This is a genomic window from Microbacterium meiriae (assembly GCF_040685015.1).
Classification (GTDB): Bacteria; Actinomycetota; Actinomycetes; order Actinomycetales; family Microbacteriaceae; genus Microbacterium; species Microbacterium meiriae.
The window spans coordinates 1,698,970-1,725,493 of sequence record NZ_JBFBHD010000002.1; the positions used below are offsets into that span (position 1 = coordinate 1,698,970).

A 26,524-nucleotide genomic window follows, 5' to 3' on the forward strand; every position below is an offset into this window, starting at 1 on the left:
TCTTGTCCTAGTTCCTGGGTCACTGAGCCTGTCGAAGTGTCAGAGCATGCACGAGACGCACTCGGTCATGTCGGTGCCCTCGAGCGCCAGCTGACGCAGACGGATGTAGTAGATCGTCTTGATGCCCTTGCGCCATGCGTAGATCTGGGCCTTGTTGATGTCGCGCGTGGTGGCGGTGTCCTTGAAGAACAGCGTCAGCGACAGACCCTGGTCGACGTGCTGCGTGGCCGCGGCGTACGTGTCGATGACCTTCTCGTAGCCGATCTCGTACGCGTCCTGGTAGTACTCCAGGTTGTCGTTCGTCATGAACGCCGCCGGGTAGTAGACGCGACCGAGCTTGCCTTCCTTGCGGATCTCGATCTTCGAGGCGATCGGGTGGATCGAGGAGGTCGAGTTGTTGATGTAGGAGATCGAGCCGGTCGGCGGCACGGCCTGCAGGTTCTGGTTGTAGATGCCGTGCTCCTGGATCGACGCCTTGAGCTGGACCCAGTCCTCCTGCGTCGGGATGTGCTTGCCCGCGAAGAGCTCCTTGACCTTCTCGGTCTCCGGCACCCACGCCCGGTCGATGTACTTGTCGAAGAACTCGCCGGACGCGTAGGTGGAGTCGGCGAACCCGTCGAACGTCGTGCCGCGCTCGATCGCGAGCTGGTTCGAGGCGCGCAGGGCGTGGAACAGCACGGTGTAGAAGTAGATGTTCGTGAAGTCGACACCCTCCTCCGAGCCGTAGAACACGTGCTCGCGGGCGAGGTAGCCGTGCAGGTTCATCTGGCCGAGGCCGATCGCGTGCGACCGGTCGTTGCCGTCCTCGATCGAACGGACCGAGCCGATGTGGCTCTGGTCGCTGACCGCGGTGAGCGCGCGGATCGCGGTCTCGACCGTCTGGCCGAGGTCGTCGGCGTCCATCGACAGCGCGATGTTCATCGAGCCGAGGTTGCAGGAGATGTCCTTGCCGATCTCCTTGTACGACAGGTCGTCGTTGTAGGTGGTCGGCGTGTTCACCTGCAGGATCTCGCTGCAGAGGTTGGACATGTTGATGCGCCCCTTGATGGGGTTGGCCCTGTTGACCGTGTCCTCGAACATGACGTACGGGTAGCCGGACTCGAACTGGATCTCGGCGACGGTCTGGAAGAACTCGCGCGCGTTGATCTTGGTCTTCTTGATGCGCGGGTCGTCGACCATCTCGCGGTACTTCTCGGTGACCGAGATGTCGCCGAACGGAACGCCGTAGACCTTCTCCACGTCGTACGGCGAGAACAGGTACATGTCCTCGTCGTTCTTGGCGAGCTCGAACGTGATGTCCGGCACCACGACGCCGAGCGACAGCGTCTTGATGCGGATCTTCTCGTCGGCGTTCTCGCGCTTGGTGTCGAGGAAGCGCATGATGTCGGGGTGGTGGGCGTTGAGGTACACCGCACCCGCACCCTGACGCGCGCCGAGCTGGTTGGCGTAGCTGAAGCTGTCTTCGAGGAGCTTCATGACGGGGATGATGCCCGAGGACTGGTTCTCGATCTGCTTGATCGGGGCACCCGACTCGCGGATGTTCGACAGCAGCAGGGCCACGCCGCCGCCGCGCTTGGAGAGCTGCAGCGCGGAGTTGATGCCGCGGGCGATCGACTCCATGTTGTCCTCGATGCGCAGCAGGAAGCAGCTGACGAGCTCGCCGCGCTGCGCCTTGCCCGCGTTGAGGAAGGTCGGGGTGGCCGGCTGGAAGCGACCGGAGATGATCTCCTCGACGAGGTTCACGGCGAGCTTCTCGTCGCCGTCCGCGAGGGCGAGCGCGGTCATCACGACGCGGTCCTCGAAGCGCTCGAGGTAGCGCTTGCCGTCGAACGTCTTCAGCGTGTAGCTCGTGTAGTACTTGAACGCGCCGAGGAACGTCTCGAAGCGGAACTTCTTCGAGTAGGCGAGGTCGTTGAGCTTCTGCACGAAGTCGAACGAGTACTTCTCGATGACGGCGCCCTCGTAGTACTCCTTCTCCACGAGGTAGTCCAGGCGCTCCTTGAGCGAGTGGAAGAACACCGTGTTCTGGTTCACGTGCTGCAGGAAGTACTCCCGCGCGGCGCGCTTGTCGGCGTCGAACTGGATCTTCCCGTTCGCGTCGTACAGGTTCAGCATCGCGTTGAGGGCGTGGTAGTCCAGACCCTCGTATGCGGGGTTCACCTTGAATGCCACTGTCTCGGTCACTGAAGATTCCACCGTCGTTCCAATCCGTCGCTCACGCGATCCACGTCGTCCTGTGTGCCGAAGATCTCGAGCCGATACAAGTGAGGCACGTGGCACTTGCGGCTGATGATGTCGCCGGCGAGGCAGAACGCGTCGCCGAAGTTGGTGTTGCCCGCGGAGATGACCCCGCGGATGTGACGCCGGTTGCGCTCGTCGTTGAGGAACCGGATCACCTGCTTGGGCACGGCCCCCTTCTCGACCCCGCGCCCGGCACCTCCGCCGTAGGTGGGGGTGACCAGGACGAAGGGCTCGTCGACGACGAGGTCCTCTTCGTTCCGGTGGAGGGGGATGCGTCGGGCGGGAAGCCCGAGCTTCTCGATGAAGCGCGCGGTGTTACCCGACACGCTCGAGAAGTAGACCAGGAGCGGCGCAGCGGTCGCGACGGCGCTCATAGCTCTCTCCTTGGGTTCCTGAGCCTGTCGAAGGGCCGGGTCGGTGAGCCTGTCGGACTACGCCAGGCGGGACGCGAGCTCGTCGATCTTGTCGGGACGGAAGCCCGACCAGTGGTCCTCGTCGGTGACGACGACGGGAGCCTGCATGTAGCCGAGCGCCTTGACCTGCTCCAGCGCCGTCGGGTCCTCCGACAGGTCGTGGATCTCGTACTCGATGCCCTTGGCATCCAGGGCACGGTAGGTCGCGTTGCACTGGACGCAGGAAGGCTTGGTGTACACCGTGATCGACATCTGAACCCCTCAAATCTCTGGTTTCTCCGGCAGACCTCCGCCGGGATCTCAATACTACATATAGGGACGGACATTCGGTGCGACCACAAGGGGTAGTAGTTACATCCGTGTAGTTTTTCCACCGCTCTCTACAGATACAACACAGGTTGTCCACCGTTTCTTCCACAGGCGGACCCCCTCTCCCGGGGTCGGCGACCCGCGGGAAATCGCGGCTGGGAGGAGCCTGGGAGAGATCCATCCACAGGAGGCACCCTACGAGGGGCATCCGACATCCCCAGGCCTGTGGAATTCGTCGTCCGGCGTGTCCACGGCGTGTCGCGGCGTGTCCATCGCCGGCCCATCGCACCGACGTCCCCGCCGCCCGGTACCGTTGTCGGGTGGCGGGCTATCGGGATCTTCTTCGCACGCCGGGAGTGGGCCGCATGATCGCCGCCCAGCTCACCGCGCGCTTCCCCAACGGGATGATGTCCTTGGCGATCCTGCTGCACGTCGAGCAGCAGACCGGATCGTACGGATCGGCGGGCCTCGTGCTCGCCGCGACCAGTGTCGGCCAAGCGGTCGCCGGCCCCATCACCAGCCGGTGGATGGGAGCCTGGGGCATGCGGCGGGTGCTGACCCTCACCCTGTCCGTCTGCGTCATCGCGGTACTCGGCCTGGGACTGCTGCCCCTCTCGGTCCCGGGATACATGGCCCTGGGCATGATCGCCGGCCTCTCGACGCCGCCGGTGCAGGCGGCCGTCCGCACCATCTACCCCAAGCTCGTGAACGCCGGTCAGCTCACCCCGCTGTTCTCCCTCGACGCGTCCCTGCAGGAGATCATCTGGGTGCTGGCGCCGGTCGTCATCACCCTCGTCTCCACCCAGGTCGGCACCATGGAGGGCCTGCTCCTGGTGGCGATCGTCCTCGTCGCCGGCGGTGCGTGGTTCATCCTCTCCCCCGAGGTCGGCCGCGTGCGCATCCCGCGCAGCCGCAACGCGCTGGGCACGGTCGTGCTCAAGCCGCCCGTGCTCCTCGCGACCGTCATCGGATTCCTGCTCATCGGCGCCTGCTCCGCGGTCGAGGTCGGCGTGGTCGCGACGTTCGAGCACGGCAGCCTCGCGGCGGGTCTCGTCCTCGCGGTCTTCTCCGCCGGCAGCCTGGCCGGCGGCCTCGCCTTCGGCCACATCCCGATCGGCCCCTGGGCGATGGCGCGCCGCCTGCTCATCGTCACGGTGGGCCTCGCCCTCACGATGGTCATGCTCAACGTCTACTGGCTGGGCGGCACGCTCATCCTCGCCGGCATCGGCATCGCCCCCGCCCTCGCGGTGCTGTTCGCCATCACCACGGCCAGCGTGAAGTTCAGCGAGACCGCCGAGGCCTTCGGCTGGGCGGGCACCGGGCAGCTCATCGGCGCCGCGGCCGGATCGGCGGTCGCCGGCTTCCTCGTCGACGTCGGCGACTGGCGCGGTGCGTACCTGGCCGCCACCATCTTCGCGGCGGTCGGACTGCTCGTCTCCATCGTGTGCGTGCGGTCCTTCCCCGATCTGCGTCACCGCGACGCCAGCCCCCATCCCGACACCGAGCCCCTGGCGGTCACCCCCTCATGAGCCCCTCCGTCCCGTCCTCCTCCCCCGCGATCGTGTGCGTCGGCGAGTCGATGGCCCTGATCACGCCGACCGGCGCCGACCTCACGACCGCCGACACCGCGTCGATCACCCACGCGGGTGCGGAGGCGAACGTCGCCGTCGGCGTCGCGGCCGCCGGCCACCGGGCCGTCTGGGCCTCCCGTTTCGGCGACGATCCTCTCGGCCGCCGCCTCTCCACGGAGCTGGAGCAGCGTCGCGTCGAGCTGTGGACCGAGCTCGACGCGGAGGCGCCGACCGGAGTGATGTTCAAGGATCCCGGTGTGGAGTCCTCGGCGGTCTACTACTACCGTCGCGGCTCCGCGGCCTCGCGCATGGCACCCGGGTTCCTGTCCCCCGCGCAGCTCGCCGGCGTCCGTATCGTGCACACCACGGGCATCACCCCGGCGCTGTCTGCGACCTGCCTGGCGATGGTCGACCAGCTCTTCGCGGACGCGCGCACCGCCGGAGCCGTCGTCTCCTTCGATGTGAACGACCGCCGGGCGCTGTGGAGCCCCGAGGAGGCGGCCGCGACCCTCACGCGCCTGGCCGACGCCGCCGACATCGCCTTCGTCGGCCGCGACGAGGCCGAGCGCATCTGGGGCACCGCGACGGCCGCGGAGATCCGCGCGCACCTTCCGCACTGCGGTCTGCTCGTCGTCAAGGACGGCGACGTCGGCGCCACGGCCTTCGCCGGTGACGCGGACCCGGTCTTCGTGCCCGCGCCGACCGTGGACGTGGTGGAGCCCGTCGGTGCGGGGGACGCCTTCGCCTCCGGGTTCCTGGCCGCGACGCTCGACGGCGCCGACCTCGAGACCCGCCTGGCCGCAGGACACGAGGCCGCAGCGCGAGTGCTCCGCATCGCGGCCGACCTGCCGCCGCTGGAGCCGGCGCGCTGACTCCGCCCGCCGCGTCCTGGCGCGGTCGTAGGCTGGTGCCATGCCCGCTCCCGTCACCCTTCCCCGCCTGAGCTGGGGCGATCCCGCGGCGGGGCGACGCGCCCTTCTCGTGCACGGTCTCGGCTCGTCCGGCGCACTCATGTGGCGGCTCGGCGATGCTCTCGCGGCGGCCGGTTGGCACGCGACGGCGGTGGACCTGCGCGGCCACGGTGACGCCCCGCGGGCCCTCGACTACTCCGTCGCGGCGTATGCCGCGGATCTCGTCGCGACGCGGCCTGCCGGGTCGAGCGCCTGGGACGCCGTCGTCGGGCACTCGCTCGGCGGGGCGGCCGGTACGGTGGCCGCCGCCGACGACACGGGCTGGACGCACCGCCTGGTCCTCATCGACCCCGCGATCCACATCGTCCAGCGGGATGCGGCCATCGTCCGCCACAGCCAGGAACGCGCCTTCGCCGACAACCGCCTCGACGCCGTGCGGCAGGAGCATCCGCACTGGCACCCGCAGGACCAGGAGCTCAAGGTCGACGCCGTCCGGCGGGCGAGTGCGTGGGCGGTCGAGCAGACCAGCGCCCAGAATCAGCCGTGGGACGTCCGCGGACATGCGGCCCGCCTGACCGTGCCCACGCACGTGATCGGCGGCGACCCCGCCGTCTACAGCATCTTCGCCGGAGCTCTCGCCGACGAGGTGCTCGCGAGCAACCCCCGCATCTCCCTGTCGGTCGTGGCCGGCGCCGGCCACTCGGTGCATCGCGACCGCCCGGAGGAATCGATCCGACAGCTCCTGGAGGCTCTGGCATGAACGACTTCGACCCGTCGGCGTATCTCCCCGACGACCTGCTCGACCGCATCCGCGAACGCGCGCCGATCCACGACCGGGAGAACACCTTCCCCCAGGCCGACCTCGACGAGCTCCGCGCAGCCGGCTACCTGTCCATCCTCGTGCCCCGGGAGCGCGGCGGCGCGGGACTCGGCCTGGAGCAGGCGGCCGTCCTCCAGCAGCGGCTCGCCGGCGCCGCGCCCGCAACGGCCCTGGCGATCAACATGCACCTGGTCTGGACCGGCGTGGCCAAGGTCTTCTCGGATCGCGGGGTCCCCGGTCTCGAGTTCGTGCAGGACGGCGCCGTGGCCGGAGAGGTCTTCGCGTTCGGCATCAGCGAGGGCGGCAACGACCTCGTGCTGTTCGGGAGCGACACGGCGGCGGCCCCGGACGGCGACGGCGGCTACGCCTTCACCGGCACCAAGATCTTCACCTCGCTCGCCCCCGTGTGGACGAAGCTCGGGCTGCACGGCCTCGACACCACGAGCCCGGACGCGCCGAAGCTCGTGTTCGCCTTCGTCGACCGCACGTCCGCGGTCACCACTGCGGATGACTGGGACACCCTCGGCATGCGCGGCACACAGAGCCGGACCACGCGGCTCGACGGCGCCGTCGCGGATGCGGCGCACGTGGTGCGGCGCATCGACCCGGGACCCAGCCCGGACCCGATCGTCTTCGGCATCTTCTCCGTCTTCGAGATCCTCCTCGCCTCCGTCTACACCGGCATCGCGCGCCGGGCCCTCGAGCTGGCCGTGGCGGCGGCGCACCGACGTCGCTCGAAGAAGAGCGGCACCGCGTACAGCCAGGATCCGGACATCCGCTGGCGTATCGCCGACATGGCCCTCGCCTACGACGCGCTCCCGCCGCAGATCGCCGCCCTCGCCCGCGACGTGGATGAGCGCGCGGACCGCGGCGCCGGCTGGTTCCCCGCGCTCTCGGGAGTCAAGCACCGGGCGGTGACGATGGCCAAGCAGGTGGTCGACGAGGCGATGCTGGTGGCCGGTGGCGGCTCGTACTTCTCCGGCAACGAGCTCTCCCGGCTGTACCGCGACGTCCTCGCCGGGGCGTTCCACCCCTCCGACCCCGAGTCGGCTCACGCCACAGCGGCGAGCGCCTGGCTCGGCCCGATCGAGGCCTGATCGGCGCACGCGGACCCCGTTGTCCGCGATCGTCCGCAGTGCCAGGATCGCACCATGGCACCGTCGAAGAAGGACCACACCCTCGACGCGATCTCCAAGACCATCGTCGAGATGCTGCAGGAGGACGGCCGCCGCTCGTACTCCGAGATCGGCCGCATCGTGGGGCTGAGCGAGGCCGCCGTCCGCCAGCGGGTGCAGCGCCTCACCGAGTCGGGCATCATGCAGATCGTCGCGGTGACGGATCCGATGCAGCTCGGCTTCCACCGGCAGGCGATGGTGGGCGTCAAGGTCGCCGGCGACGCGCGGGGCGTGGCCGAGGCGATCGCCGACATCGACGAGGTCGACTACGTCGTGATCACGGTCGGATCGTTCGATGTGCTCGTCGAGGCGGTGTGCGAGGACGACGACCATCTGCTGGCGCTCGTCAACGACCGCATCCGTCCGATCCAGGGCGTGGTGTCGACGGAGACCTTCATCTACGCGAAGCTCCAGAAGCAGCAGTTCGCCTGGGGCACACGCTGACCGTCCCGCTCAGAGCGGCGGCGCCGTATCACGACGGCGGGCGAGCAGGGCGAGGTGCAGGGCGGCGAGGGTCTCCCCGTCGTCCAGATCCGCGCCCAGCAGGTCGCCGATGAGCGCGAGGCGCTGATAGAACACCGAGCGGGAGAGGTGGCTCGCGGCCGCCGCGGCGGAGCGGTTGCCCGGGTGCGCCACGAGAGCGGCGAGCACGGCGAGCAGATCGCCTCGGCGATCCCTGTCGTGACGCACGAGCGGATCCAGCATCTGCTCGCTGTGCGCCTGGAGTCGCCGATCGTCGCGCAGGGCGGACACGAGGCGCTCGAGCGGCCGGTCGGCGACGCGGCGGACCGGCGGCACGTCACCCCCGGACGGCCGCGCGGCGAGGTCGAGCGCGGCACGGGTCGAGGCCAGGAGTCCGAGCACGCCTTCGGCGCTCGGACCGAGGATCGCGGGCGCACCGCCGGAGAGGTGGCGGACGGCCGCATCGGACAGGGCGCCGACGCCGGTCGCGACGAGCAGCACCACGTCGGCGCCGCGCCGCGAGCCCACCGCAGCCAGACCGGCCGCACGCGCACGGGCGATCAGCCGGTCCGATGCCTCGTCGGTGCGGAACACGAGCCCGGTGCCGGTGGTGCCCGCGAGATCCAGCCCGAGCCGCCGGAGCCGGACCTCGACATCCTCCTCACGGGCGAAGCGCGCGCCGAGGAGATCCTCGATGAGGCTGCGGTGCGCGAGCACGGTCCACGCGCCTTCCCCGTCGGCGAGGCAACCGAAGGCGAGGGCGGTCGCCCCCAGCTCCAAGACGGTGGCGCGACCGGCGGGATGCGGTGGACCGTCCGCCGCGATGAGCCAGCCCCAGCGCACACCGCGCGCCTGCACCGGCACACGGTCACCGCCATCCGGGCCGGGCGGACGGAGAGCCTGGCCGACCGGAACGCGGAGAGCTTCGACGGCGACGACCTCTCCTGCCAGGTTCTCGAGGTGGACGGGGACGTCGAGCGCACGGGCGACCTCCGACACGATGAGGTCGGCCGGTGCGCCACGGAGGCTGAGGGCGGTGAAGAGATCATGCAGACGCTGCCGTTCGCGGAGCGCCGCGGTCTGCGCTTCGATCAGCGCCCGGTGCACGGCCTCGGTCACCGCGACGAACTTCACCTCCACCGCGAGCGCGACGAGGGCGAGACCGGCGGCGGCGCAGGCCTCGATGACCGCGTCCGGGACGCGGGACATCCGCGGGCCGAGTTCGATCACGATGCCCGAGACCCCGATCGCCGCCAGCTCCGCCACGAGCACGCGCAGTGCTGCGGTGCCGGTCGGCCAGGCGGCGCCGGTCGTGAGCAGCAGCTCGCCGCCGTCGAGCAGGCGGGCGACGTCGGCGCTGTCCGAGACGTGGACCCACCGCACCCCGGCCTCGAGTGCCGGGCCGCCGACAAGGACGGTCGGCGCTCCCTCCTGGACCGCGGGAAGAGCGAGGACGTCCCCGACGAGCAGCGCCGACGAGCGCCGATCCGGACGGTCTGTCCGACCGAAGAAGAACTCCTGACGCTCTGCCACTCTGCACGGGCTCCGTTCTCTGTGAGCATGGGCCGAGCCCCAGCGTAGCGACCCTCGGTCAGAGTGTGCGATACGCGACCCACTGCGAAGGAGCACCTGTGGACACCGTCCGTCATCTCATCAACGGCACCGAGACGGCCGCTGCGGCGCGCCGCGGCCCCGTCTTCGACCCGGCCACAGGAGCCGTCACGAAGGAGGTCGCCTTCGCCTCGGCCGCCGAGGTCGACGCCGCCGTCGCCGCCGCGGCTGCGGCACTCCCGGCGTGGCGGGAGACGAGCCTCATCAAACGCGCCGACGTGTTCTTCCGGCTCCGCCAGCTCCTCACGGAGCGCACGGACGAGCTGGCGGCGATCGTCACGTCCGAGCACGGCAAGGTCCTGTCCGACGCGGCCGGCGAGGTGTCCCGGGGCATCGAGAACGTCGAGTTCGCGGCCGGCCTCGTACATCTGCTCAAGGGCGAGCGCAGCGAGCAGGTCGCCCGCGGGGTCGACGTGCACTCCGTCAAGCAGCCGGTCGGGGTGGTCGCCGCCATCACCCCGTTCAACTTCCCGGTCATGGTGCCGCTGTGGATGGTCGCCTCGGCCATCGCCTGCGGCAACACCGTCGTCCTCAAGCCCAGTGAGAAGGATCCGTCCGCCGCGGTGTGGCTCGCACGGCTGTTCCACGAGGCGGGCCTGCCGGACGGCGTCCTCAACGTCGTGCACGGCGACCGGGAGGCCGTCGACGCGCTTCTCGAGTCCCCGCGGGTGCAGGCGGTGAGCTTCGTCGGATCGACGCCCATCGCCCGGGCGATCTACCAGCGGGCGTCTGCCGCCGGGAAGCGCGTCCAAGCGCTCGGTGGCGCGAAGAACCACATGGTCGTGATGCCCGACGCCGACATCGACGCGGCCGCCGACGCCGCCGTCTCCGCGGCCTACGGCTCCGCGGGCGAACGCTGCATGGCGGTGTCCGTGCTCGTGGCGGTGGGCGACATCGCCGACGACCTCGTCGCCGCGATCGCCCGCCGCATCGACGGCCTCTCGATCGGCCCCGGCACGGACCCGGCGAGCGCGATGGGCCCGCTCATCACCGCGGAGCACCGCGATCGCGTCGCCTCGTATGTCGCGGGAGCCCCCGGAGAGGGCGCCAGGGTCGTCGTCGACGGCACGAGCGCGGAGTTCGACGGCGACGGCTTCTTCCTCGGCGTGAGCCTGATCGACGAGGTCACCCCTGGCATGCGCGTCTATGACGACGAGATCTTCGGCCCGGTCCTGTCCGTCGTGCGCGTGGGCTCCTACGCGGAGGCCGTCGCGTTGGTCAACGCGAACGCCTACGGCAACGGCACGGCGATCTTCACGCGCGACGGCGGGACGGCACGGCAGTACGAGTTCGACATCGAGGTCGGCATGGTCGGCGTCAACGTCCCGATCCCGGTGCCCGTCGGCGCGTACTCCTTCGGAGGGTGGAAGGACTCCCTCTTCGGCGACGCGCACATCTACGGCCCGGAGTCCGTGCACTTCTACACGCGGTCGAAGGTCGTGACGACGCGGTGGCCCGACCACACCCCGTCGCAGATCGACCTCGGCTTCCCGAGCAACCACTGACGAGGAGCGATCACGATGACGACCTTCACCGACCGCCACGGAGTCTCCTCTCCCCTCCCCGCCCCCGACGCCGAAGCGCAGGTGCGCGCCGACGACCGCGCCCACGTCTTCCACTCCTGGAGCGCCCAGGCGCTGATCGACCCGTTGCCGGTCGCCGCCGGCCAGGGCTCGACGTTCTGGGACTACGAGGGCACCGCCTACCTCGACTTCTCCAGCCAGCTCGTGAACCTCAACCTCGGCCATCAGCACCCGGACCTCGTCGCTGCGATCCAGCGGCAGGCCGGGCGGCTCGCGACCATCCAGCCGTCGATGGCCAATGATGTGCGGGGTGAGCTCGCGCGCCTCATCGCCGAGGTCGCCCCGGACGGCTTCGAGAAGGTGTTCTTCACGAACGGCGGCGCGGAGGCGAATGAGTACGCGGTGCGCATGGCCCGGCAGGCCACGGGCCGCCGGAAGGTGCTGTCGATGTACCGCAGCTACCACGGCTCCACCGCCACCGCGATCTCCCTCACCGGCGACCCCCGTCGCTGGGCGAACGACGTCACGGACACCGGCGCCGTGCGGTTCTTCGGCCCGTACCTGTACCGCTCCCCGTTCCACAGCGAGACGCCGGAGCAGGAGACGGAGCGCGCCCTCGCGCATCTGGAGCAGACCATCCAGCTCGAGGGCCCGCAGACGATCGCCGCGATCATCGTCGAGACAGTGGTCGGCACCAACGGCGTGCTGCTTCCGCCGCCCGGCTATCTGCCCGGGGTGCGCGCGCTGTGCGACCGCTACGGGATCGTCTTCATCGCCGACGAGGTGATGGTGGGGTTCGGCCGGCTCGGCGAATGGTTCGGCATCGACGCCTTCGAGGGGCGCCCCGACCTGATCACCTTCGCGAAGGGGGTGAACTCGGGCTACGTCCCGCTCGGCGGCGTCGTGATCTCGGACCGCATCGCCGCAGCCTTCGACACCGTTCCGTTCGCGGGCGGGCTCACGTACTCCGGACACCCTCTCGCCTGCGCGGCCGGTGTCGCCACGTTCGAGGTGTACCGCCGCGACGGCATCCTGGAACGGGTACGCGACCTCGGTGAGCGGATCGTCGGCCCGACGCTGCGCGCGTGGGCATCGTCGCATCCGAGCGTGGGTGAGGTACGCGGCCGCGGCCTGTTCTGGGCGGTGGAGCTCGTGCGGGACCAGCAGACCAGGGAGCCGCTGGTGCCGTTCAACGCGACCGGTACCGATGCCGCGCCGATGACCGCGTTCGCAGCCGCCGCGAAGCGGGCAGGAGTCTGGCCCTTCACGCACTTCCACCGCGTGCACATCGCCCCGCCGCTGGTGATCGAGGAGGCGGAGCTGGTGCGGGGACTGGCCGGGATCGAGGAGGCGCTGACGGTCGCCGACGATATCGCCGCCGGCTGAGCGGCCGGCGGCGCCCGCCTACTTGCGGTCGAAGTCGAACGCCTTGAGGAGCTCGCCGACGGCCTTGTCGCGCTCCTCGCCGCCGTCCTCGAACATGTGGGTGACGTGCGTGCGCAGGTGGTTCTCCAACAGCAGACGGTTGAGCGACTCGAGGGAGCGCTGGATCGCGCGGGACTGCGTGATGATGTCCATGCAGTACTCCTCGTTCTCGATCATCCGCGCGACACCGCGCATCTGACCCTCGAGGATGCTGGTGCGGTGCAGAGCGCGCTTCTTGATGTCTTCGATCACGTATCGAGGCTACTCGCCCCGTGAAAGGATGACGTCATGCCGCGAACACCCACGACGCTGCTCTCCGTCGCCGACCAGGAGCGTCGGCGCGCGCTGCGGCGGATGAAGGCCGTCGCGCTCGGCGCCCTCATCTTCATGGCCCTCGCCTTCATCGTCGCGTTCGCGTTCCAGGAGCGGGTCGGTGGGCTCGCCTACGTGCGAGCCGCGGCGGAGGGCGGGATGGTCGGCGCGCTGGCGGACTGGTTCGCGGTCACGGCGCTGTTCCGCCGTCCGCTCGGCCTGCCCATCCCGCACACCGCGATCATCCCGAACCGCAAGGACGAGATCGGCCGCACGCTGGGCGAGTTCGTGGAGACGAACTTCCTCGCTGCCGACGTCGTGCGCACCAAGCTGACCAGCACCGCGATCGCCCTCCGCGCCGGCGAGTGGCTCCGCGAGACCCCGCATGCCGAGCGGGTCGCTGCCGAGGGCGCGACGGTCGCGACGGCGGTGCTGAACGCGCTGAGCGACGACGACGTGCGCGACCTCCTCGCCGACCTCGCCCGCGAGCACCTCGTCGCACCGGAGTGGGGGCCGCCCGCCGGAGCGTGGCTGGAGAAGATCGTCGACGCGGAAGCGCACCACGGCGCCGTCGACCTCGCGGTGGACAGCATCGGGCGGTGGCTCGACGCGAACGCCGCGTCCTTCGCCGGACTCGTCTCCCGACGACTCCCCGGGTGGATGCCGAAGATCGCGCACCGCCTGATCGACGACACGGTGTACAACGAGGCGGTCAAGTTCGTCCGCGCCGTGCAGGCCGATCCGCGGCATCCGGCCCGCCTCGCGATCGACGGGTACCTGTCCCGCCTCGCTGACGCTCTGCAGAACGACCCCGCGACGCGCGAGAAGCTGGAGAACGCCAAGGCCGCGCTCTTCGACAGCCCGCGCGTCGGCGCCCTGGCGGCGGAGGCCTGGAACACCGCCAAGAACGGACTCCTCACCTCCCTCGCCGACCCGGAGAGCGGGCTGCGGCGTCGCGCCGTGCAGGCCCTGCAGGAGGTCGGCGAGCGGCTCACGACCGACGCCGCCCTGCAGCGCCGGGTCGACACGTGGGTCTCGGACGCGGCCGTCTTCCTCGTCGACCGGTACCGGCACGACATCGCCTCGATCATCACCGACACCGTGGAGCGCTGGGATCCCGCCGAGACCACCGAGAAGATCGAGCTCATGGTCGGCCGCGACCTGCAGTACATCCGTCTGAACGGCACCGTCGTCGGCGCCCTCGCCGGCCTTGCGATCTTCACCGTCGCCCACGCCCTGATCCCGGGAGTCTGACATGGCGCTGTCCCACGATCCGTCCTGGCCGCGCGCCGGGGCCTGGCCCGCGTTCGAGGACACGGCCGATGCGGTGCTCCTCGGCGTCCCGACCTGGCGCACCTCGCTGTCCCCGACCGGAGCCCACGCGACGCCGGCCGCGATCCGCGAGGCGCTCCCCCGCTACGGCACGACGGTCCTCGGCCCGCCGACGATCGACCTGGACGAGGTGCTCCGCATCGCGGATGCCGGGGACGTGCCGGAGCCGGACGGCGACACCGGAGAGGCACGGACGATCGAGCGGGTCCGGGAGCTGGCGCGAGCGTCCGACCTCGTCATCGCTCTCGGCGGCGACAACTCCCTCACCTACCCTGTCGCCCTCGGTGCGGAGGCCACGGGCCTGATCACGTTCGACGCCCACTTCGACCTGCGCGACGGCGTCTCCAACGGCACGCCGGTGCGACGACTCGTCGAAGACGCCCCGGCGGCGTCCGGCCTCCCCACCGCCCGCATCGACCCCACCCGGATCGTGCAGATCGGCCTCGCCGATTTCGCGAACTCCGCCGCCTACGCGCGCCGGGCGGCGGACTGGGGCATCCGGGTCGTCACGCTCGACGACGTGCGCCGTCGCGGGATCGCCGACGTCGTGGCCGAGGCGGTCGAGATCGCGGGGGCGGGCGTCGAGCCCCGCGTGCACCTCGACATCGACGTGGACGTGTGCGACCGCGCGGTCGCCCCGGGGTGCCCGGCCAGCGTCCCCGGAGGCCTGGCGGCGTGGGAGCTGCGCGCCCTCACGCGCGGTGTCGCCACCGACCCGCGGGTCCGGAGCGCCGACATCGCCGAGGTCGATGCGACAGCGGATGCCGAGGACGGTCGCACCGTGCGACTCGCGGCCCTCTGCGTGCTCGAGCTGCTCGCCGGCCTCGCCGCGCGCTGAGCAGAGGAGCGGCCCGGGCGACGCGCCGGATCAGCGCACGACGAGCTCGGGCGTGATGAGCGCGTGCGCCGAGCCGGACTCGACCCGACGCGGCGCGACGACGTCCCCCGTCGGCCCCATCAATAGATGGAGGATCGCCTCCGCCACATCCTCCGGTCGCTGCTCGACGCTGGAGAATCCCAAGGCTTCGGCGGTGGGCGTGTTGTCGAACCCGATGACCGGGACGGTCTTCCCGGCGTCGGCGAGGCCGAGCAGGGCCCCCACGGCGAGAGAGTCGCTGGCGCAGACGATGGCGTCCGCCCGGATGCCGTCTTCCAGCGCCTGGGTGATCGCCCGACGCGCCTCGGGAACCGAGTCCTCGGCGACGACCCTGGCGCCGTGCGCCCCCGCCTCCGCGACGGCCTCGCGCCACCCGCGTTCTCGATCGTCCCCCGTGCCCGACCCCGACGGCCAGCCCAGGAAGGTCACCGCGCTCCCGTGCTCGAGCGCATACGTCGTCGCCGCCCTGGTGCCCGCCGCGCCGTCCACGTCGACCCAGAGATGCATCGGATCGGAGATGTCGTCGTCCGCCCACGGCCGTCCGAAGGAGATGAACGGCAGACCGAGCGCGTCCAGCCGCGTGACGCGGGGATCGTCGCGCACGGTGCCGGTGAGGATCGCCGCATCGATCTCGGATCCGTCCCACAGTTCGGCGAGCCGGCCGAGTTCCTCCTCCGGGGTCCGTGCCGCGTACACGAGCATGCGCATGCCGCGATCACTCGACCGCTCCGTGATGGCGTGCACGAACCGATCCAGCACCACCCCCGAGATCCCGCCCAGGTACGGGTCGAGCCGGATGCCGATCGTCGAGCTCCGACGCAGGCGCAGCCGGCGGGCCGCCGCGTGCCGACGGTAGCCGAGCTCGTCGATGGAGGCGAGCACGCGCTCCCGGGTGGCCGGCCGGACGATGTCCGGGGTGTTCAGGACGTTCGACACCGTTTGGCGGGAGACGCCGGCGTGTGCCGCCACATCCTCCACCGTGGGGGCCTTGGCCATCGCACTCCTCGATCCCGGCGGCTTGACACGTCCGCACTGCCGCACCTAGCGTATTCCATGCAGAGTTTGATCGTTCAAATTCCTGCCCGCCGGCCCTCATCAAAGGAGAGAGAGACATGACACGGCAGACCACACGCGCCTGGCTCGGCGCCGGAGCGGTCCTGATCACCACCACCCTCGTGCTCACCGGGTGCGGCTCCGGGTTCTCAGGCGAGGAGCAGAGCGAGGGCGACACGGACCTCACCTCCTCCGACGACGGCCTCACGATCCTCATCGGCTCGTCGGGCGACGCCGAGACCGCCGCAGTGCAGTCGGCGCTCGACGCCTGGTCCGAGGAGTCCGGCACCGAGGTCGACCTCCAGGTGGCGAGCGACCTGGCGCAGGAGCTCTCCCAGGGCTTCGCCGCCGGGAACCCCGCCGACCTCTTCTACCTCGCACCGGAGCAGATGGCCGGGTACGCCTCGAACGGCTCCCTCCAGGCGTACGGCGACGAGCTCTCGAACAAGGACGACTTCTACCCCTCCCTCGTCGAGAACTTCACCCTCGACGGCACGTTCTACTGTGCGCCCAAGGACTTCTCCACGCTCGCGCTCGTGATCAACACACGCATGTGGGCGGAGGCGGGACTCACCGATGCCGACCTCCCGAAGAGCTGGGACGACCTCGCGGCCGTCGCGCAGAAGCTCACCACCGCCGACCACGTGGGTCTGGCCTTCGGAGCCGAGTACCAGCGCGTCGGCACGTTCATGGCGCAGGCCGGCGGCGGGCTCGTGAAGGACGGCACGGCGATCGCGGACGACCCCGCGAACGTCGAGGCGCTGGAGTACGTGCAGACCCACCTCGTCGACGGCACCTTCGCCTACGCGAAGGACGTCGGGGCCGGCTGGGGCGGCGAGGCACTCGGGAAGGAGCTGGCCGCGATGGTGATCGAAGGCAACTGGATCACCGGTGCGATGGCGAACGACTTCGGCTCCGTGGACTACACCGTCGCCGAGCTTCCCGAAGGACCGGGCGGCCAGGGCACCCTGCAGTTCACGAACTGCTGGGGCATGGCTGCCGACAGCCCCAACCAGCAGGCGGCCCTCGACCTCGTCGAGTACCTCACCAGTGCTGACAGCCAGCTCGCCTTCTCGAAGGCGTTCGGCCCGATGCCGTCGATCACCTCCGCCGCCGACCAGTGGACCGCGGACAACCCGGACCTCGCGCCCTTCCTCGCGGGAGCGGACTACGCGCAGTTCCCGCCCAACCAGGACGGCGCTGCGGACGTGATCGCCGACTTCAACGCGCAGCTCGAGTCGCTGAAGACGGGAGACCCCGCACAGATCCTCGACACCGTGCAGTCGAACCTCGAAGCGATCGTCGAGTAGCGATGGCGGGACAGGCCCTGTCTCGCCGCGGGGGAGCCTCCGGACTCCGCCGCGGCGAGGCCGCAGCCGGGTGGCTCTTCACGGCGCCGGTCATCCTCATCCTCGGCGTCTTCTTGCTGGTCCCCGTGCTCATGGCCCTCTGGGTCAGCATGTCGGACTGGGCGGGGCGCGGCAGCCCCCTCTCGCCGTCGGTCTCGTTCGTGGGCACCGAGAACTACTCGGCCGTGCTGGCCGACGGCGGCCTCGCGACCAAGGACTTCGGGACCGCACTGCGCAACAACTCCTGGTACGTGCTGCTCGTCGTGCCCCTGCAGACGGCCATCGCCCTGTTCCTCGCCGTCCTGGTGAACAGAGCGGTGCTGCGCGGCCGCGGGTTCTTCCGGACCGCGTACTACTTCCCCTCCGTCACGAGCTCGGTGGCGATCACGGTGCTCTGGCTCTTCCTGTTCTCCGCGAGCGGAGCGGTCAACAGCGTGCTCGCCTGGTTCGGCCTGAACGGTCCGAACTGGTTCAACGACCCCCGCGGCATCCTGCATCTCGCGCTCAGCGGCATCGGCATCGACACCGGACCCGCCGCGCTCGCCGGCGGCGGGATGCTGGGCATCTCCTGGTGGGAGTGGCTCGCCGGTCCGTCGATCGCCATGAGCGCCTACATCCTGATGGCCATCTTCACGACCTCCGGCACCTTCATGCTGCTCTTCCTCGCCGGTCTGCAGAATCTCGGCGCGGACGTCGACGAGGCGGCCATGATGGACGGGGCGAACGGGTGGCAGCGGTTCTGGCGGGTGACCCTGCCGCAGCTGCGGCCGACGCTGTTCACGGTGCTCACCCTCGGGCTCATCGGCTGCTGGCAGGTGTTCGATCAGATCTACACCGGCACCCGTGGCGCCCCCAGCAAGACGACCCTCACCCCGGCGTACCTGTCGTACAAGACGGCGTTCACGGACCAGGAGTGGGGTCAGGGCGCGGCGATCGCCTTCATCCTCTTCGTCATCATCGTGATCTTCACACTGCTGCAGCGCTGGGTGCTGCGCGACCGGCCGGTATCGCGGCGCCGCATCCGCGCGTACGAGGTCGGGCGCGAGGGAGGGACGTCATGAGGCTCTCGCGCACGCAGCTGACCTGGCAGATCGTGCTGTACACCGTGCTGATCGTGCTCGCCGTCATCTACATCTACCCGTTCCTGATCCAGGTGTTCACGAGTTTCAAGACGGACGAGGACGCCGCGAGCTCCGGCGTGAACCTGCTCCCGGAGTCGTGGACGTTCGCCGCCTATGAACGGCTCTTCGCCAACTCCGACTTCCCCTCGTGGTTCGTCAACAGCGCCATCGTGACGATCTTCGTCACCGCGGGGCGGGTGTTCTTCAACTCCCTCGCCGGATACGCGCTCGCGCGTCTGCGCTTCCGCGGTCGAGGAGTCGTGTTCGCGGCCCTCGTCGCCGTGATGTCGGTGCCGACCGTCGTCCTGCTCATCCCGAAGTTCCTCGTCATCAACCAGCTCGGCATATTCAACTCCTACGCCGGCATGATCCTGCCTCTGCTGGTCGACGCCGCCGGCGTCTTCATCATGAAGAACTTCTTCGAGTCGATCCCCGCCTCGGTCGAGGAGCAGGCACGGATCGACGGAGCCGGTGCGTTCCGGACCTTCTGGTCGGTCGTGCTCCCGATGGCGACGCCCGCCCTCATCACGATCGTCATCCTGTCGTTCCAGGGGTCGTGGAACGAGCTCAGCCACTTCATCGTGTCCACGAACGACCCCGCGCTGACGACCCTCACGAAGGGTGTCGCCTCGCTCGCCAGCGGGCAGCTCAGCCAGGGCACCCAGTACCCGCTCAAGCTCGCCGCGGCGCTCATCATGACGATCCCCGTCGCCGTGATGTTCTTCATCTTCCAGCGCCGCATCATGAATTCCACCGAAGGAGCCGTCAAGGAATGACCGACCGCCCCCACCTCCAGCCGCTGCTCGACGACGCCGTGGTGGTGCTCGACGCCCCCACCCAGGTCTGGTCCGACCGCGACGGCGACGTGGGCGGCGCCCCGATCCACGGGGTCTACCACGGCGACGTCCGTCACATCGCCACGATCGGACTCGAGGTGCGGGACACCGCCCTGGAAGCCATCGCCTGCTCGGCGCCGGTCCCGCAGCGTGCGCTGTTCACCGGCCTGCTGCGCGGACTCGACGATGCCGCCGCCGATCCGAAGGTGCGCCTCGACCGGGATCGCACCGTCGAGGCGGGAAGACTGACCGAGACCCTGCGGGTGTCCTCGCACCTCATGCACGAGGTGACGGCCGAGCTCACGGTGCGCATCCGCCCGGATTTCACCCCCCTGCAGCTCGTCAAAGCGGGGGTGGCCCGGAGCGAGGAGTGGTCGTGGGACGGCGAGCGCTGCCGCGCAGGGCAGGCGTCGTTCACGCTGCACGCTGTGGACGCCGCCGTGTCGATCGACGGTCGGGAGATGCTGCTCGCCTGGCGGGTGACCGTCCCTCCGCGCGGCGAGGTCGAGGTGACGTGGTCGGTCGACCTCGACGATCCGACCCTGGTCGTGACGTCGTCGCCACGGACAGCCGGCGTCCGGCCCGTCCCCACCGGAGCGGACCCTCGCGCCGCGCGCTGGCTGGAGCGCGCCTGCGCCGACCTCGATGCCCTGCGACTGGCCCTGCCGGATCAGCCGGACGAGGCGTTCTACGCCGCGGGCGCCCCCTGGTTCTTCACCCTGTTCGGACGGGACTCGATCTGGGCGGCCCGTCTCGCCCTCGCCGCCGACCGCGACATCGCCGCCTCCACCCTGCGGGTGCTCGCGCGTCTCCAGGGCACGGTGCACGACCCCGGCACCGCGGAGGCCCCGGGCAAGATCGCGCACGAGCTCCGCAGCGCGGAGCTCTCCCTCCCCGGCGAGGGGGTGCTGCTGCCTCCGCTCTACTACGGCACGGTCGACGCGACACCGCTGTGGATCTGCCTCCTCGCCGACGCGCGCGCGGCCGGCCTGACGATCACGGAGCTGAAGGACCTGGAGCCCGCGTTGCGCGCCGCAGTGACGTGGATGATCGAGCACGGCGACGCCTCCGGCAGCGGCTTCATCGACTATGCGGATGAGTCGGGCCACGGCTTGGCGAATCAGGGCTGGAAGGACTCCGGCGACTCGATCCAGTGGCGCGACGGCCGTCTCGCGGAAGGTCCGATCGCGCTCAGCGAGGTGCAGGGATACGCCTACGAGGCCGCAGTGCGCGGAGCAGCGCTCCTCGACGAGCTGGGCGCAGCCGGCGGTGACGACCTGCGTTCGTGGGCGGCGGACCTGCGGCGACGCTTCCGGGAGGCCTACTGGGTCACCACGCCGGAGGGGCGGTACCCCGCCATCGCCCTCGACGCCCACGGCGCCGCGGTCGACACGCTCACCAGCAACATCGGCCATCTCATCGGCACCGGGCTGCTCGATCCGGACGAGGAGCACGCCTGCGCGGAATTGCTCGTCGGTGAGACGATGTCGAGCGGCTACGGCGTCCGCACGATGTCCACGGAGGCCTCGGGATACTGGCCGCTGAGCTACCACGGCGGCAGCGTGTGGACCCACGACACCGCGATCGCCGTGCACGGGATGCTCCGCGCCGGCCTCACCGATCATGCCGGACGCATCGCCGCCCAGCTGCTCGATCTCGCCGAGGGCTTCGACTACCGCGTGCCGGAGCTGCACTCGGGCGAGCCTCGCGTCGACGGCGGCCGACCGGTCCCCTACCCGGCCGCCTGCCGTCCGCAGGCATGGTCCGCCGCTGCCGCCGTGGTCTGCGCCGAAGCCCTGCGATGAGGGGCGGGACGGTCAGACGACGGCCGTCCCGTCCTTCCAGACGCGCTGCACCAGCGGCACCCCCGGCCGGTACGCGAGGTGCACGCGAGAGGGGGCGTCGAGCAGCACGAGGTCGGCGCGCGCACCGGGGGCGATCCGGCCGATGTCGTCGCGCCGGAGCGCGCGCGCCCCGCCGGCCGTGGCGGCCCAGACCGCCTCCGCCGTGGTCATACCCATGTCGCGCACGGCGATGGCGATGCAGAAGGCCATCGACGACGTGAAGCTCGACCCCGGGTTGGTGTCGCACGCGAGCGCCACGGTCACCCCCGCGTCCAGGAGTCCGCGGGCGTCCGGATAGGGCTGACGCGTGGAGAACTCCACACCGGGGAGCAGCGTGAGCACCGTGTCCGACGCGGCGAGCGCGGCGACGTCCGCGTCGGTGAGGTAGGTACCGTGATCCACGGAGGCGGCCCCGAGCTCGACCGCCATCCGCACGCCATCGCCCGGGCCGAGCTGGCTCGCATGCACGCGAGGAGCGAGACCCCGGGCGATGCCCGCCTCCAGGATCCGCCGCGACTGCGTCACCGTGAAGGCGCCGGTCTCGCAGAACACGTCGATCCACCGAGAGTGCGGGGCGCAGGCGTCGAGCATCGGCCCGACGACGAGGTCGACGTAGGCATCGGGATCGTCAGCGTACTCGACCGGCACCACGTGCGCCCCGAGGAAGGTGACCTCCGGCGTCACCTCGGCGGCGAGGCGCACGAGGCGCTCCTCCTCCGCGACGGCGAGACCGTAGCCGCTCTTGATCTCGACCGTGGTGGTGCCCTGCGTCCGCAGCTCCTCGATGAAGCCACGCAGCCGGCTCCGCAGCTCGTCGTCGCTCGCCGCCCGGGTCGCCTGCACCGTCGAGCGGATGCCGCCCGCCGCGTACCGCTGCCCCGCCATGCGCGCCTCGAACTCCGCCGCGCGATCGCCTCCGAAGACGAGGTGACTGTGGCTGTCGACGAATCCGGGGATCACGGCCCTCCCCCGGGCGTCGACGACCTCGTCGGCCGCGGGGGCCCCCGCGGACGGACCGACCCACGCGATCCGCTCGCCGTCGACCAGCACGGCGGCGTCTCTGAGCGTGCCGCTCGGATCGCCCTCGGCGGCGACATTGGTCGTCAGCTCCCCGATCCCGGTGATGAGGGTGGTCGTCACAGCATCGGCACCTTCAGTCCGCGGTCGCGCGCGACCTCCCTGGCGTGTTCGTAACCGGCGTCCGCATGCCGCATGACGCCGGTTCCCGGGTCGTTGGTCAGCACGCGCGCGAGTTTCTCCGCGGCGAGTGCCGAACCGTCCGCCACCGTCACCTGCCCGGCATGGATCGAGCGGCCGATCCCCACCCCGCCGCCGTGGTGCAGCGACACCCATGAGGCCCCGGAGGCGGTGTTGAGGAGGGCGTTGAGCAGCGGCCAGTCGGCGATCGCGTCGGAGCCGTCCTTCATGGCCTCGGTCTCCCGGTACGGGGACGCGACGGACCCGGAGTCCAGATGATCGCGGCCGATGACGATCGGTGCGGAGAGCTCTCCCGACGCGACCATCTCGTTGAACTTCAGCCCGGCGAGGTGCCGCTCCTGGTAGCCGAGCCAGCAGATGCGCGCCGGCAGCCCCTCGAAGTGGACGGCCGACCCCGCCTTGTCGAGCCAGCGGTGCAGCGCGGCGTCCTCGGGGAAGAGCTCGGCGATCGCACGGTCCGTCTTGAAGATGTCCTCCGGGTCTCCGGAGAGCGCCACCCAGCGGAACGGTCCTCGCCCTTCCTCGAACTGCGGGCGGATGTAGGCGGGGACGAAGCCCGGGAACGCGAACGCCCGGTCGAAGCCCCCGAGCTGCGCCTCCGCGCGGATCGAGTTGCCGTAGTCGAAGACGGCCGCCCCCGCGTCCTGGAAGCCGACCATCGCGGCGACGTGGGCCGCCATGGACGCGCGGGACAGCCGGGTGAACTCCTCCGGATCGCGCGCGGCCTCCGCCTTCCAGCGCGACACGTCGATACCGATCGGCAGGTAGGCGAGCGGGTCATGGGCGCTGGTCTGGTCGGTGACCACGTCGATCGGCACGCCCCGGCGCAGGAGCTCGGGGAAGATCTCCGCGGCATTGCCCACGACGCCGACCGAGAGGGCGTGACCGGCGTCCTTCGCCGCCACGACCCGGGCCACCGCCGCGTCGAGGTCGGTGGTGTACTCGTCGAGGTACCGGTGCTCGACGCGGCGGGCCAGCCGCGTCTCGTCGACGTCCACGATCAGGACCGCGCCCTCGTTGAGGGTCACCGCGAGAGGCTGCGCCCCGCCCATACCGCCGGCGCCGGCGGTCAACGTGAGCGTGCCCCGCAGGGAATCCCGGCCCAGCGAGCGGGCCACAGCGGCGAACGTCTCGTACGTCCCCTGCAGGATGCCCTGCGTGCCGATGTAGATCCAGGAGCCGGCGGTCATCTGGCCGTACATGGTCAGCCCGAGCTCCTCCAGGCGGCGGAACTCCGGCCAGGTCGCCCAGTCACCGACGAGGTTCGAGTTGGCGATGAGCACGCGCGGTGCCCACTCATGGGTGCGGAACACCCCCACCGGCTTCCCGGACTGGACCAGGAGCGTCTCATCCGGCTCCAGCTCGTCGAGCGTGCGGACGATCGCCTCGTACGCCGCCCAGTTGCGCGCCGCCTTGCCCGTCCCGCCGTAGACGACGAGATCCTCCGGGTGCTCGGCGACCTCGGGATCGAGGTTGTTCATGAGCATGCGCTTGGCCGCTTCCGCGCCCCAGCTCTTCGCGGTGCGCTCGGCACCTCGGGCTGCGCGTACCGTACGCGCTGCGGTGTCCTCAGTCATGCATGTGCTCCTTTGCGACACGGGCGACGGCGCCCGACTGGACGAGGGCGGTCACGGCCTCCATCTCGGGCGAGAGGTGGCGGTCAGGTCCGGGGCCTGCGGCGACGGTGCGGACGAGGTCGCGCACGGCTCCGGTCGCCGGGCCCGCCTGCAGCGGCGCGCGCAGGTCGAGCGCACGGGCCGCGGTGAGGATCTCGATCGCGAGGACCCGCGAGAGGCCGTCGACCGCGCGCCGCAGCTTCCGCGCCGCGGCCCAGCCCATCGAGACGTGGTCCTCCTGCATCGCCGAGGACGGGATGGAGTCCACCGAGGCCGGAACCGCGAGGCGCTTGAGCTCCGAGACGATGCCGGCCGCCGCATACTGCGCGATCATCAGACCGGAGTCGACGCCGACCTCCGCCGCCAGGAACGGCGGGAGCCCGTGGCTGCGGGCCGGGTCCAGCGCCCGGTCGGTGCGGCGCTCGGACACGGAGGCGACGTCGGCGATGGAGATCGCCAGGAAGTCGAGGACGGCGGCGACCGGGGCCCCGTGGAAGTTGCCGTTGGACTCGATGCGTCCATCGAGGGTGATGATGGGGTTGTCGATCACGCTGGAGAGCTCACGTTCCGCGATCATCGCGGCGTGCCCGAGCGTGTCACGTGCGGCGCCGTGCACCTGCGGCGAGCAGCGCAGCGAGTACGCGTCCTGGACGCGGCCGTCCTCCGGGCCCTTGTGGCTCGCGACCATCGGCGAGCCGGCGAGCAGCGCCCGGAGGTGGCCGGCGGAGACCGCCTGGCCCGCCTGCGGACGCAGCGCCATGAGGTCGGCGGCGAACACGGCGTCGGTGCCGAGCTGCGACTCGACCGACATCGCCGCCGCCACGTCCGCCGTGAGCAGCAGCGTCTCGAGGTCGTGGAGCGCGAGCACCAGGGTGCCGAGCATGCCGTCCGTGCCGTTGATGAGGGCCAGCCCCTCCTTCTCGACGAGGGTGAGCGGAGCGATGCCGGCCGCGGCGAGGGCGTCGGCCGCGTCGACGAGACGCCCGGCGGCGTCGCGCACTTCGCCCTCTCCCATCGCCGCGAGGGCGATGTGGGCGAGCGGGGCGAGATCTCCGGAGCACCCCAGTGACCCGTACTCGCGGACCACGGGGACGATGCCCGCGTTGAGCAACGCGGCGTAGGTCTCGACCACGACAGGACGCACGCCCGTGCGCCCCGAGGCGAGCGTCTGGAGGCGCAGCAGCTGGAGCCCGCGGACCACCTCCCGCTCGACCTCGGCGCCGGTCCCCGCGGCATGGGAGCGGATGAGGCTCGCCTGCAACTGCAGTCGCCGCTCAGGAGCGATGAAAGTCGTCGCCAGCGCGCCGAAGCCGGTGGACACCCCGTAGTGCGGGTGCGGGTCCGCGGCGAGGCCGTCGATCACACGGCGGCTCTCGGCGACCCTCGCCAGCGCGGCGGGATCCACCCGGACGGGCACGTCATGCCGGACCACGCGGACGACCTCCGCCGGGGAGAGAGGGGCGGCGCCGACGATGACAGGGGCAGGATCGCTCATGTCTCGATTCCACACCCATGGAGTCGACGCGGACGCGGCTTCGTGGGAACCTGTGTCTGTGATACCAGACACCGAGGAGACCGACCACGTTCAGGTGCCGGCGGCCGCGCAGACCCTGCGCATCCTCAGCTACCTGGCAGGCCGACCGGCTCCGGTGGCGGCGTCCGCAATCGCCCGCGAGCTCTCGCTCCCGCGGTCGACCGTCTATCACCTGCTCCGCACGCTCGCCGCACATGGCTTCGTCCTGCACCTCCGTGAGGAGCGTCGATGGGGACTCGGCACGTCGGCCTTCGAGCTGGCAGGGGGCTATGCGCGGCAGCAGCCGTTGGCACGGCTCGGCCGTCCGCTCATCGCCGCACTCTCCGACCATCTCGGGGAAAGCGCACACCTCGCGGTGATGAGCGGCGGCGATGTGCTCTACATCGTCGAGGAACGGGCGCCGCGACGCCCGGCACTGGTGACCGACGTGGGCGTGCGCCTCCCGGCGCATCTGACCGCAACGGGACGCGCGATGCTCGCCGCGCTCCCCCGCGAACAGGTGCGGGCGCTGTATCCGGATGCTTCCGCATTCTCCGACCGCACAGGGCGCGGTCCTCGCAGGCCCGGCGAACTGCGCGAACTCCTCCGCGAAGTCCGCGTCCGCGAGTATGCGACCGAGGACGGTGAGGTCGCGGACGGACTGCGCTCCGTGGGCGCAGTGGTGCGGGACGCTGCGGGATGGCCGGTCGCCGCCGTGGCGGTCACCTGGGCCGACGACGACGGCAGGGAATCTGCGCTGGCGAAAGCGGTACGCGAGACCGCGGCGACGCTCGAGGCACGCCTGGCGCGCTGAGTCCGTCCTGCGGGCCGCGCCGCGGAGCGATCGCGTTAACGCAAGAAGGCCACCCAGCATTGGGTGGCCTTCTTGACTAAAAAGAGTCCGGCGGTGTCCTACTCTCCCACAGGGTCCCCCCTGCAGTACCATCGGCGCTGTGAGGCTTAGCTTCCGGGTTCGGAATGTGACCGGGCGT

General features: G+C 70.6%; 23 protein-coding genes and 1 rRNA gene. 14 read left to right on the top strand and 10 right to left on the bottom strand.

Translation table 11 applies throughout. The annotated features are described in order from the left end of the window. Positions 1 to 39: 39 nt before the first annotated feature. From nrdE to nrdH, 3 genes are read right to left on the bottom strand one after another with little or no spacing between them, the layout of a single operon-like run. Entirely contained in the window at positions 40 to 2,184 is a 2,145-nt protein-coding gene (nrdE, locus tag AB0N68_RS16675; protein WP_292796103.1) for a class 1b ribonucleoside-diphosphate reductase subunit alpha, read from the bottom strand. Continuing rightward, positions 2,181 to 2,615 carry a class Ib ribonucleoside-diphosphate reductase assembly flavoprotein NrdI gene (gene nrdI, locus AB0N68_RS16680; RefSeq protein WP_060922465.1) on the bottom strand — a complete coding sequence of 145 codons (435 nt, stop codon included), beginning with the start codon at positions 2,613 to 2,615 and terminating at the stop codon, positions 2,181 to 2,183. The genes nrdE and nrdI overlap by 4 nt, the downstream gene beginning before the upstream one ends. A gap of 57 nt (positions 2,616 to 2,672) precedes the next feature. Continuing rightward, positions 2,673 to 2,906 (bottom strand): glutaredoxin-like protein NrdH, encoded by a 234-nt coding sequence (gene nrdH / locus AB0N68_RS16685; RefSeq protein ID WP_017202656.1) that lies wholly within the window; start codon positions 2,904 to 2,906, stop codon positions 2,673 to 2,675. Between the two features lie 422 nt (positions 2,907 to 3,328). Between nrdH and AB0N68_RS16690 the strand changes: the two genes are divergently transcribed. From AB0N68_RS16690 to AB0N68_RS16710, 5 genes are read left to right on the top strand one after another with little or no spacing between them, the layout of a single operon-like run. Then, a complete protein-coding gene (locus AB0N68_RS16690) occupies positions 3,329 to 4,492 on the top strand; it encodes an MFS transporter (protein ID WP_313366722.1) in 1,164 nt (387 codons plus the stop codon). Then, on the top strand, positions 4,489 to 5,406 hold the full coding sequence (locus tag AB0N68_RS16695; protein ID WP_292796097.1) for a sugar kinase: 918 nt from the start codon (positions 4,489 to 4,491) through the stop codon (positions 5,404 to 5,406). Before AB0N68_RS16690 ends, AB0N68_RS16695 begins: the two co-directional genes overlap by 4 nt. A gap of 40 nt (positions 5,407 to 5,446) precedes the next feature. After that, positions 5,447 to 6,205 (top strand): alpha/beta fold hydrolase, encoded by a 759-nt coding sequence (locus AB0N68_RS16700; protein ID WP_268776578.1) that lies wholly within the window; start codon positions 5,447 to 5,449, stop codon positions 6,203 to 6,205. Further along, the gene (locus tag AB0N68_RS16705; protein WP_292796093.1) at positions 6,202 to 7,362 is read left to right on the top strand and encodes an acyl-CoA dehydrogenase family protein; all 1,161 of its coding nucleotides are present in this window, start codon (positions 6,202 to 6,204) and stop codon (positions 7,360 to 7,362) included. The genes AB0N68_RS16700 and AB0N68_RS16705 overlap by 4 nt, the downstream gene beginning before the upstream one ends. A gap of 54 nt (positions 7,363 to 7,416) precedes the next feature. Continuing rightward, positions 7,417 to 7,884 (top strand): Lrp/AsnC family transcriptional regulator, encoded by a 468-nt coding sequence (locus tag AB0N68_RS16710; protein WP_187662412.1) that lies wholly within the window; start codon positions 7,417 to 7,419, stop codon positions 7,882 to 7,884. Between the two features lie 9 nt (positions 7,885 to 7,893). Here the strand turns inward: AB0N68_RS16710 and AB0N68_RS16715 are convergent, their stop codons facing one another. Further along, a complete protein-coding gene (locus AB0N68_RS16715) occupies positions 7,894 to 9,435 on the bottom strand; it encodes a PucR family transcriptional regulator (RefSeq protein ID WP_313366723.1) in 1,542 nt (513 codons plus the stop codon). Between the two features lie 98 nt (positions 9,436 to 9,533). Between AB0N68_RS16715 and AB0N68_RS16720 the strand changes: the two genes are divergently transcribed. Beyond that, positions 9,534 to 11,018: a CoA-acylating methylmalonate-semialdehyde dehydrogenase gene (locus AB0N68_RS16720; protein WP_292796086.1), complete on the top strand. Its 1,485-nt coding sequence runs from the start codon at positions 9,534 to 9,536 to the stop codon at positions 11,016 to 11,018. 15 nt (positions 11,019 to 11,033) lie between these two features. Next, entirely contained in the window at positions 11,034 to 12,422 is a 1,389-nt protein-coding gene (locus AB0N68_RS16725) for an aspartate aminotransferase family protein (RefSeq protein ID WP_187662414.1), read from the top strand. A gap of 18 nt (positions 12,423 to 12,440) precedes the next feature. Here AB0N68_RS16725 and AB0N68_RS16730 read toward each other — a convergent pair whose 3' ends face one another. After that, positions 12,441 to 12,713 (bottom strand): metal-sensitive transcriptional regulator, encoded by a 273-nt coding sequence (locus AB0N68_RS16730; RefSeq protein WP_025102619.1) that lies wholly within the window; start codon positions 12,711 to 12,713, stop codon positions 12,441 to 12,443. A 36-nt stretch (positions 12,714 to 12,749) separates the two neighbouring features. On the opposite strand from AB0N68_RS16730, the gene AB0N68_RS16735 reads away from it, so the two are divergent. Together AB0N68_RS16735 and AB0N68_RS16740 are read left to right on the top strand one after the other, a co-directional pair. After that, complete coding sequence (locus tag AB0N68_RS16735) at positions 12,750 to 14,027, top strand: DUF445 domain-containing protein (RefSeq protein ID WP_187662415.1); 1,278 nt, start codon at positions 12,750 to 12,752, stop codon at positions 14,025 to 14,027. A 1-nt stretch (position 14,028) separates the two neighbouring features. After that, entirely contained in the window at positions 14,029 to 14,943 is a 915-nt protein-coding gene (locus AB0N68_RS16740) for an agmatinase family protein (protein WP_292796081.1), read from the top strand. A gap of 30 nt (positions 14,944 to 14,973) precedes the next feature. On the opposite strand, the gene AB0N68_RS16745 is transcribed toward AB0N68_RS16740, so the two are convergent. Next, entirely contained in the window at positions 14,974 to 15,978 is a 1,005-nt protein-coding gene (locus AB0N68_RS16745) for a LacI family DNA-binding transcriptional regulator (protein WP_292796078.1), read from the bottom strand. 116 nt (positions 15,979 to 16,094) lie between these two features. Here AB0N68_RS16745 and AB0N68_RS16750 point away from each other — a divergent pair, with 116 nt between their 5' ends. The 4 genes from AB0N68_RS16750 to AB0N68_RS16765 are packed head-to-tail and all read left to right on the top strand — an operon-like array spanning position 16,095 to position 21,146. Then, a complete protein-coding gene (locus AB0N68_RS16750) occupies positions 16,095 to 17,345 on the top strand; it encodes a sugar ABC transporter substrate-binding protein (protein WP_280568692.1) in 1,251 nt (416 codons plus the stop codon). A gap of 2 nt (positions 17,346 to 17,347) precedes the next feature. After that, entirely contained in the window at positions 17,348 to 18,445 is a 1,098-nt protein-coding gene (locus AB0N68_RS16755) for a carbohydrate ABC transporter permease (protein WP_292796071.1), read from the top strand. Next, positions 18,442 to 19,281, top strand: coding sequence for a carbohydrate ABC transporter permease (locus tag AB0N68_RS16760; protein WP_187662420.1), 840 nt, complete (start codon positions 18,442 to 18,444; stop codon positions 19,279 to 19,281). The genes AB0N68_RS16755 and AB0N68_RS16760 overlap by 4 nt, the downstream gene beginning before the upstream one ends. Next, positions 19,278 to 21,146 (top strand): glycogen debranching N-terminal domain-containing protein, encoded by a 1,869-nt coding sequence (locus AB0N68_RS16765; protein ID WP_292796066.1) that lies wholly within the window; start codon positions 19,278 to 19,280, stop codon positions 21,144 to 21,146. The genes AB0N68_RS16760 and AB0N68_RS16765 overlap by 4 nt, the downstream gene beginning before the upstream one ends. Positions 21,147 to 21,158: 12 nt before the next feature. On the opposite strand, the gene hutI is transcribed toward AB0N68_RS16765, so the two are convergent. Genes hutI through hutH form a run of 3 tightly spaced genes read right to left on the bottom strand, consistent with a single transcriptional unit; the run spans position 21,159 to position 25,514 of the window. Continuing rightward, on the bottom strand, positions 21,159 to 22,325 hold the full coding sequence (gene hutI / locus AB0N68_RS16770) for an imidazolonepropionase (protein WP_292796063.1): 1,167 nt from the start codon (positions 22,323 to 22,325) through the stop codon (positions 21,159 to 21,161). Then, the gene (hutU, locus tag AB0N68_RS16775; protein ID WP_280570079.1) at positions 22,322 to 23,980 is read right to left on the bottom strand and encodes a urocanate hydratase; all 1,659 of its coding nucleotides are present in this window, start codon (positions 23,978 to 23,980) and stop codon (positions 22,322 to 22,324) included. The genes hutI and hutU overlap by 4 nt, the downstream gene beginning before the upstream one ends. Further along, positions 23,973 to 25,514: a histidine ammonia-lyase gene (hutH, locus tag AB0N68_RS16780; RefSeq protein ID WP_280570082.1), complete on the bottom strand. Its 1,542-nt coding sequence runs from the start codon at positions 25,512 to 25,514 to the stop codon at positions 23,973 to 23,975. The genes hutU and hutH overlap by 8 nt, the downstream gene beginning before the upstream one ends. 94 nt (positions 25,515 to 25,608) lie before the next feature. On the opposite strand from hutH, the gene AB0N68_RS16785 reads away from it, so the two are divergent. Continuing rightward, complete coding sequence (locus AB0N68_RS16785; RefSeq protein ID WP_280570085.1) at positions 25,609 to 26,346, top strand: IclR family transcriptional regulator; 738 nt, start codon at positions 25,609 to 25,611, stop codon at positions 26,344 to 26,346. Between the two features lie 85 nt (positions 26,347 to 26,431). On the opposite strand, the gene rrf is transcribed toward AB0N68_RS16785, so the two are convergent. Continuing rightward, positions 26,432 to 26,524: ribosomal RNA gene (rrf, locus tag AB0N68_RS16790) — 5S ribosomal RNA — on the bottom strand; the annotation flags it as partial.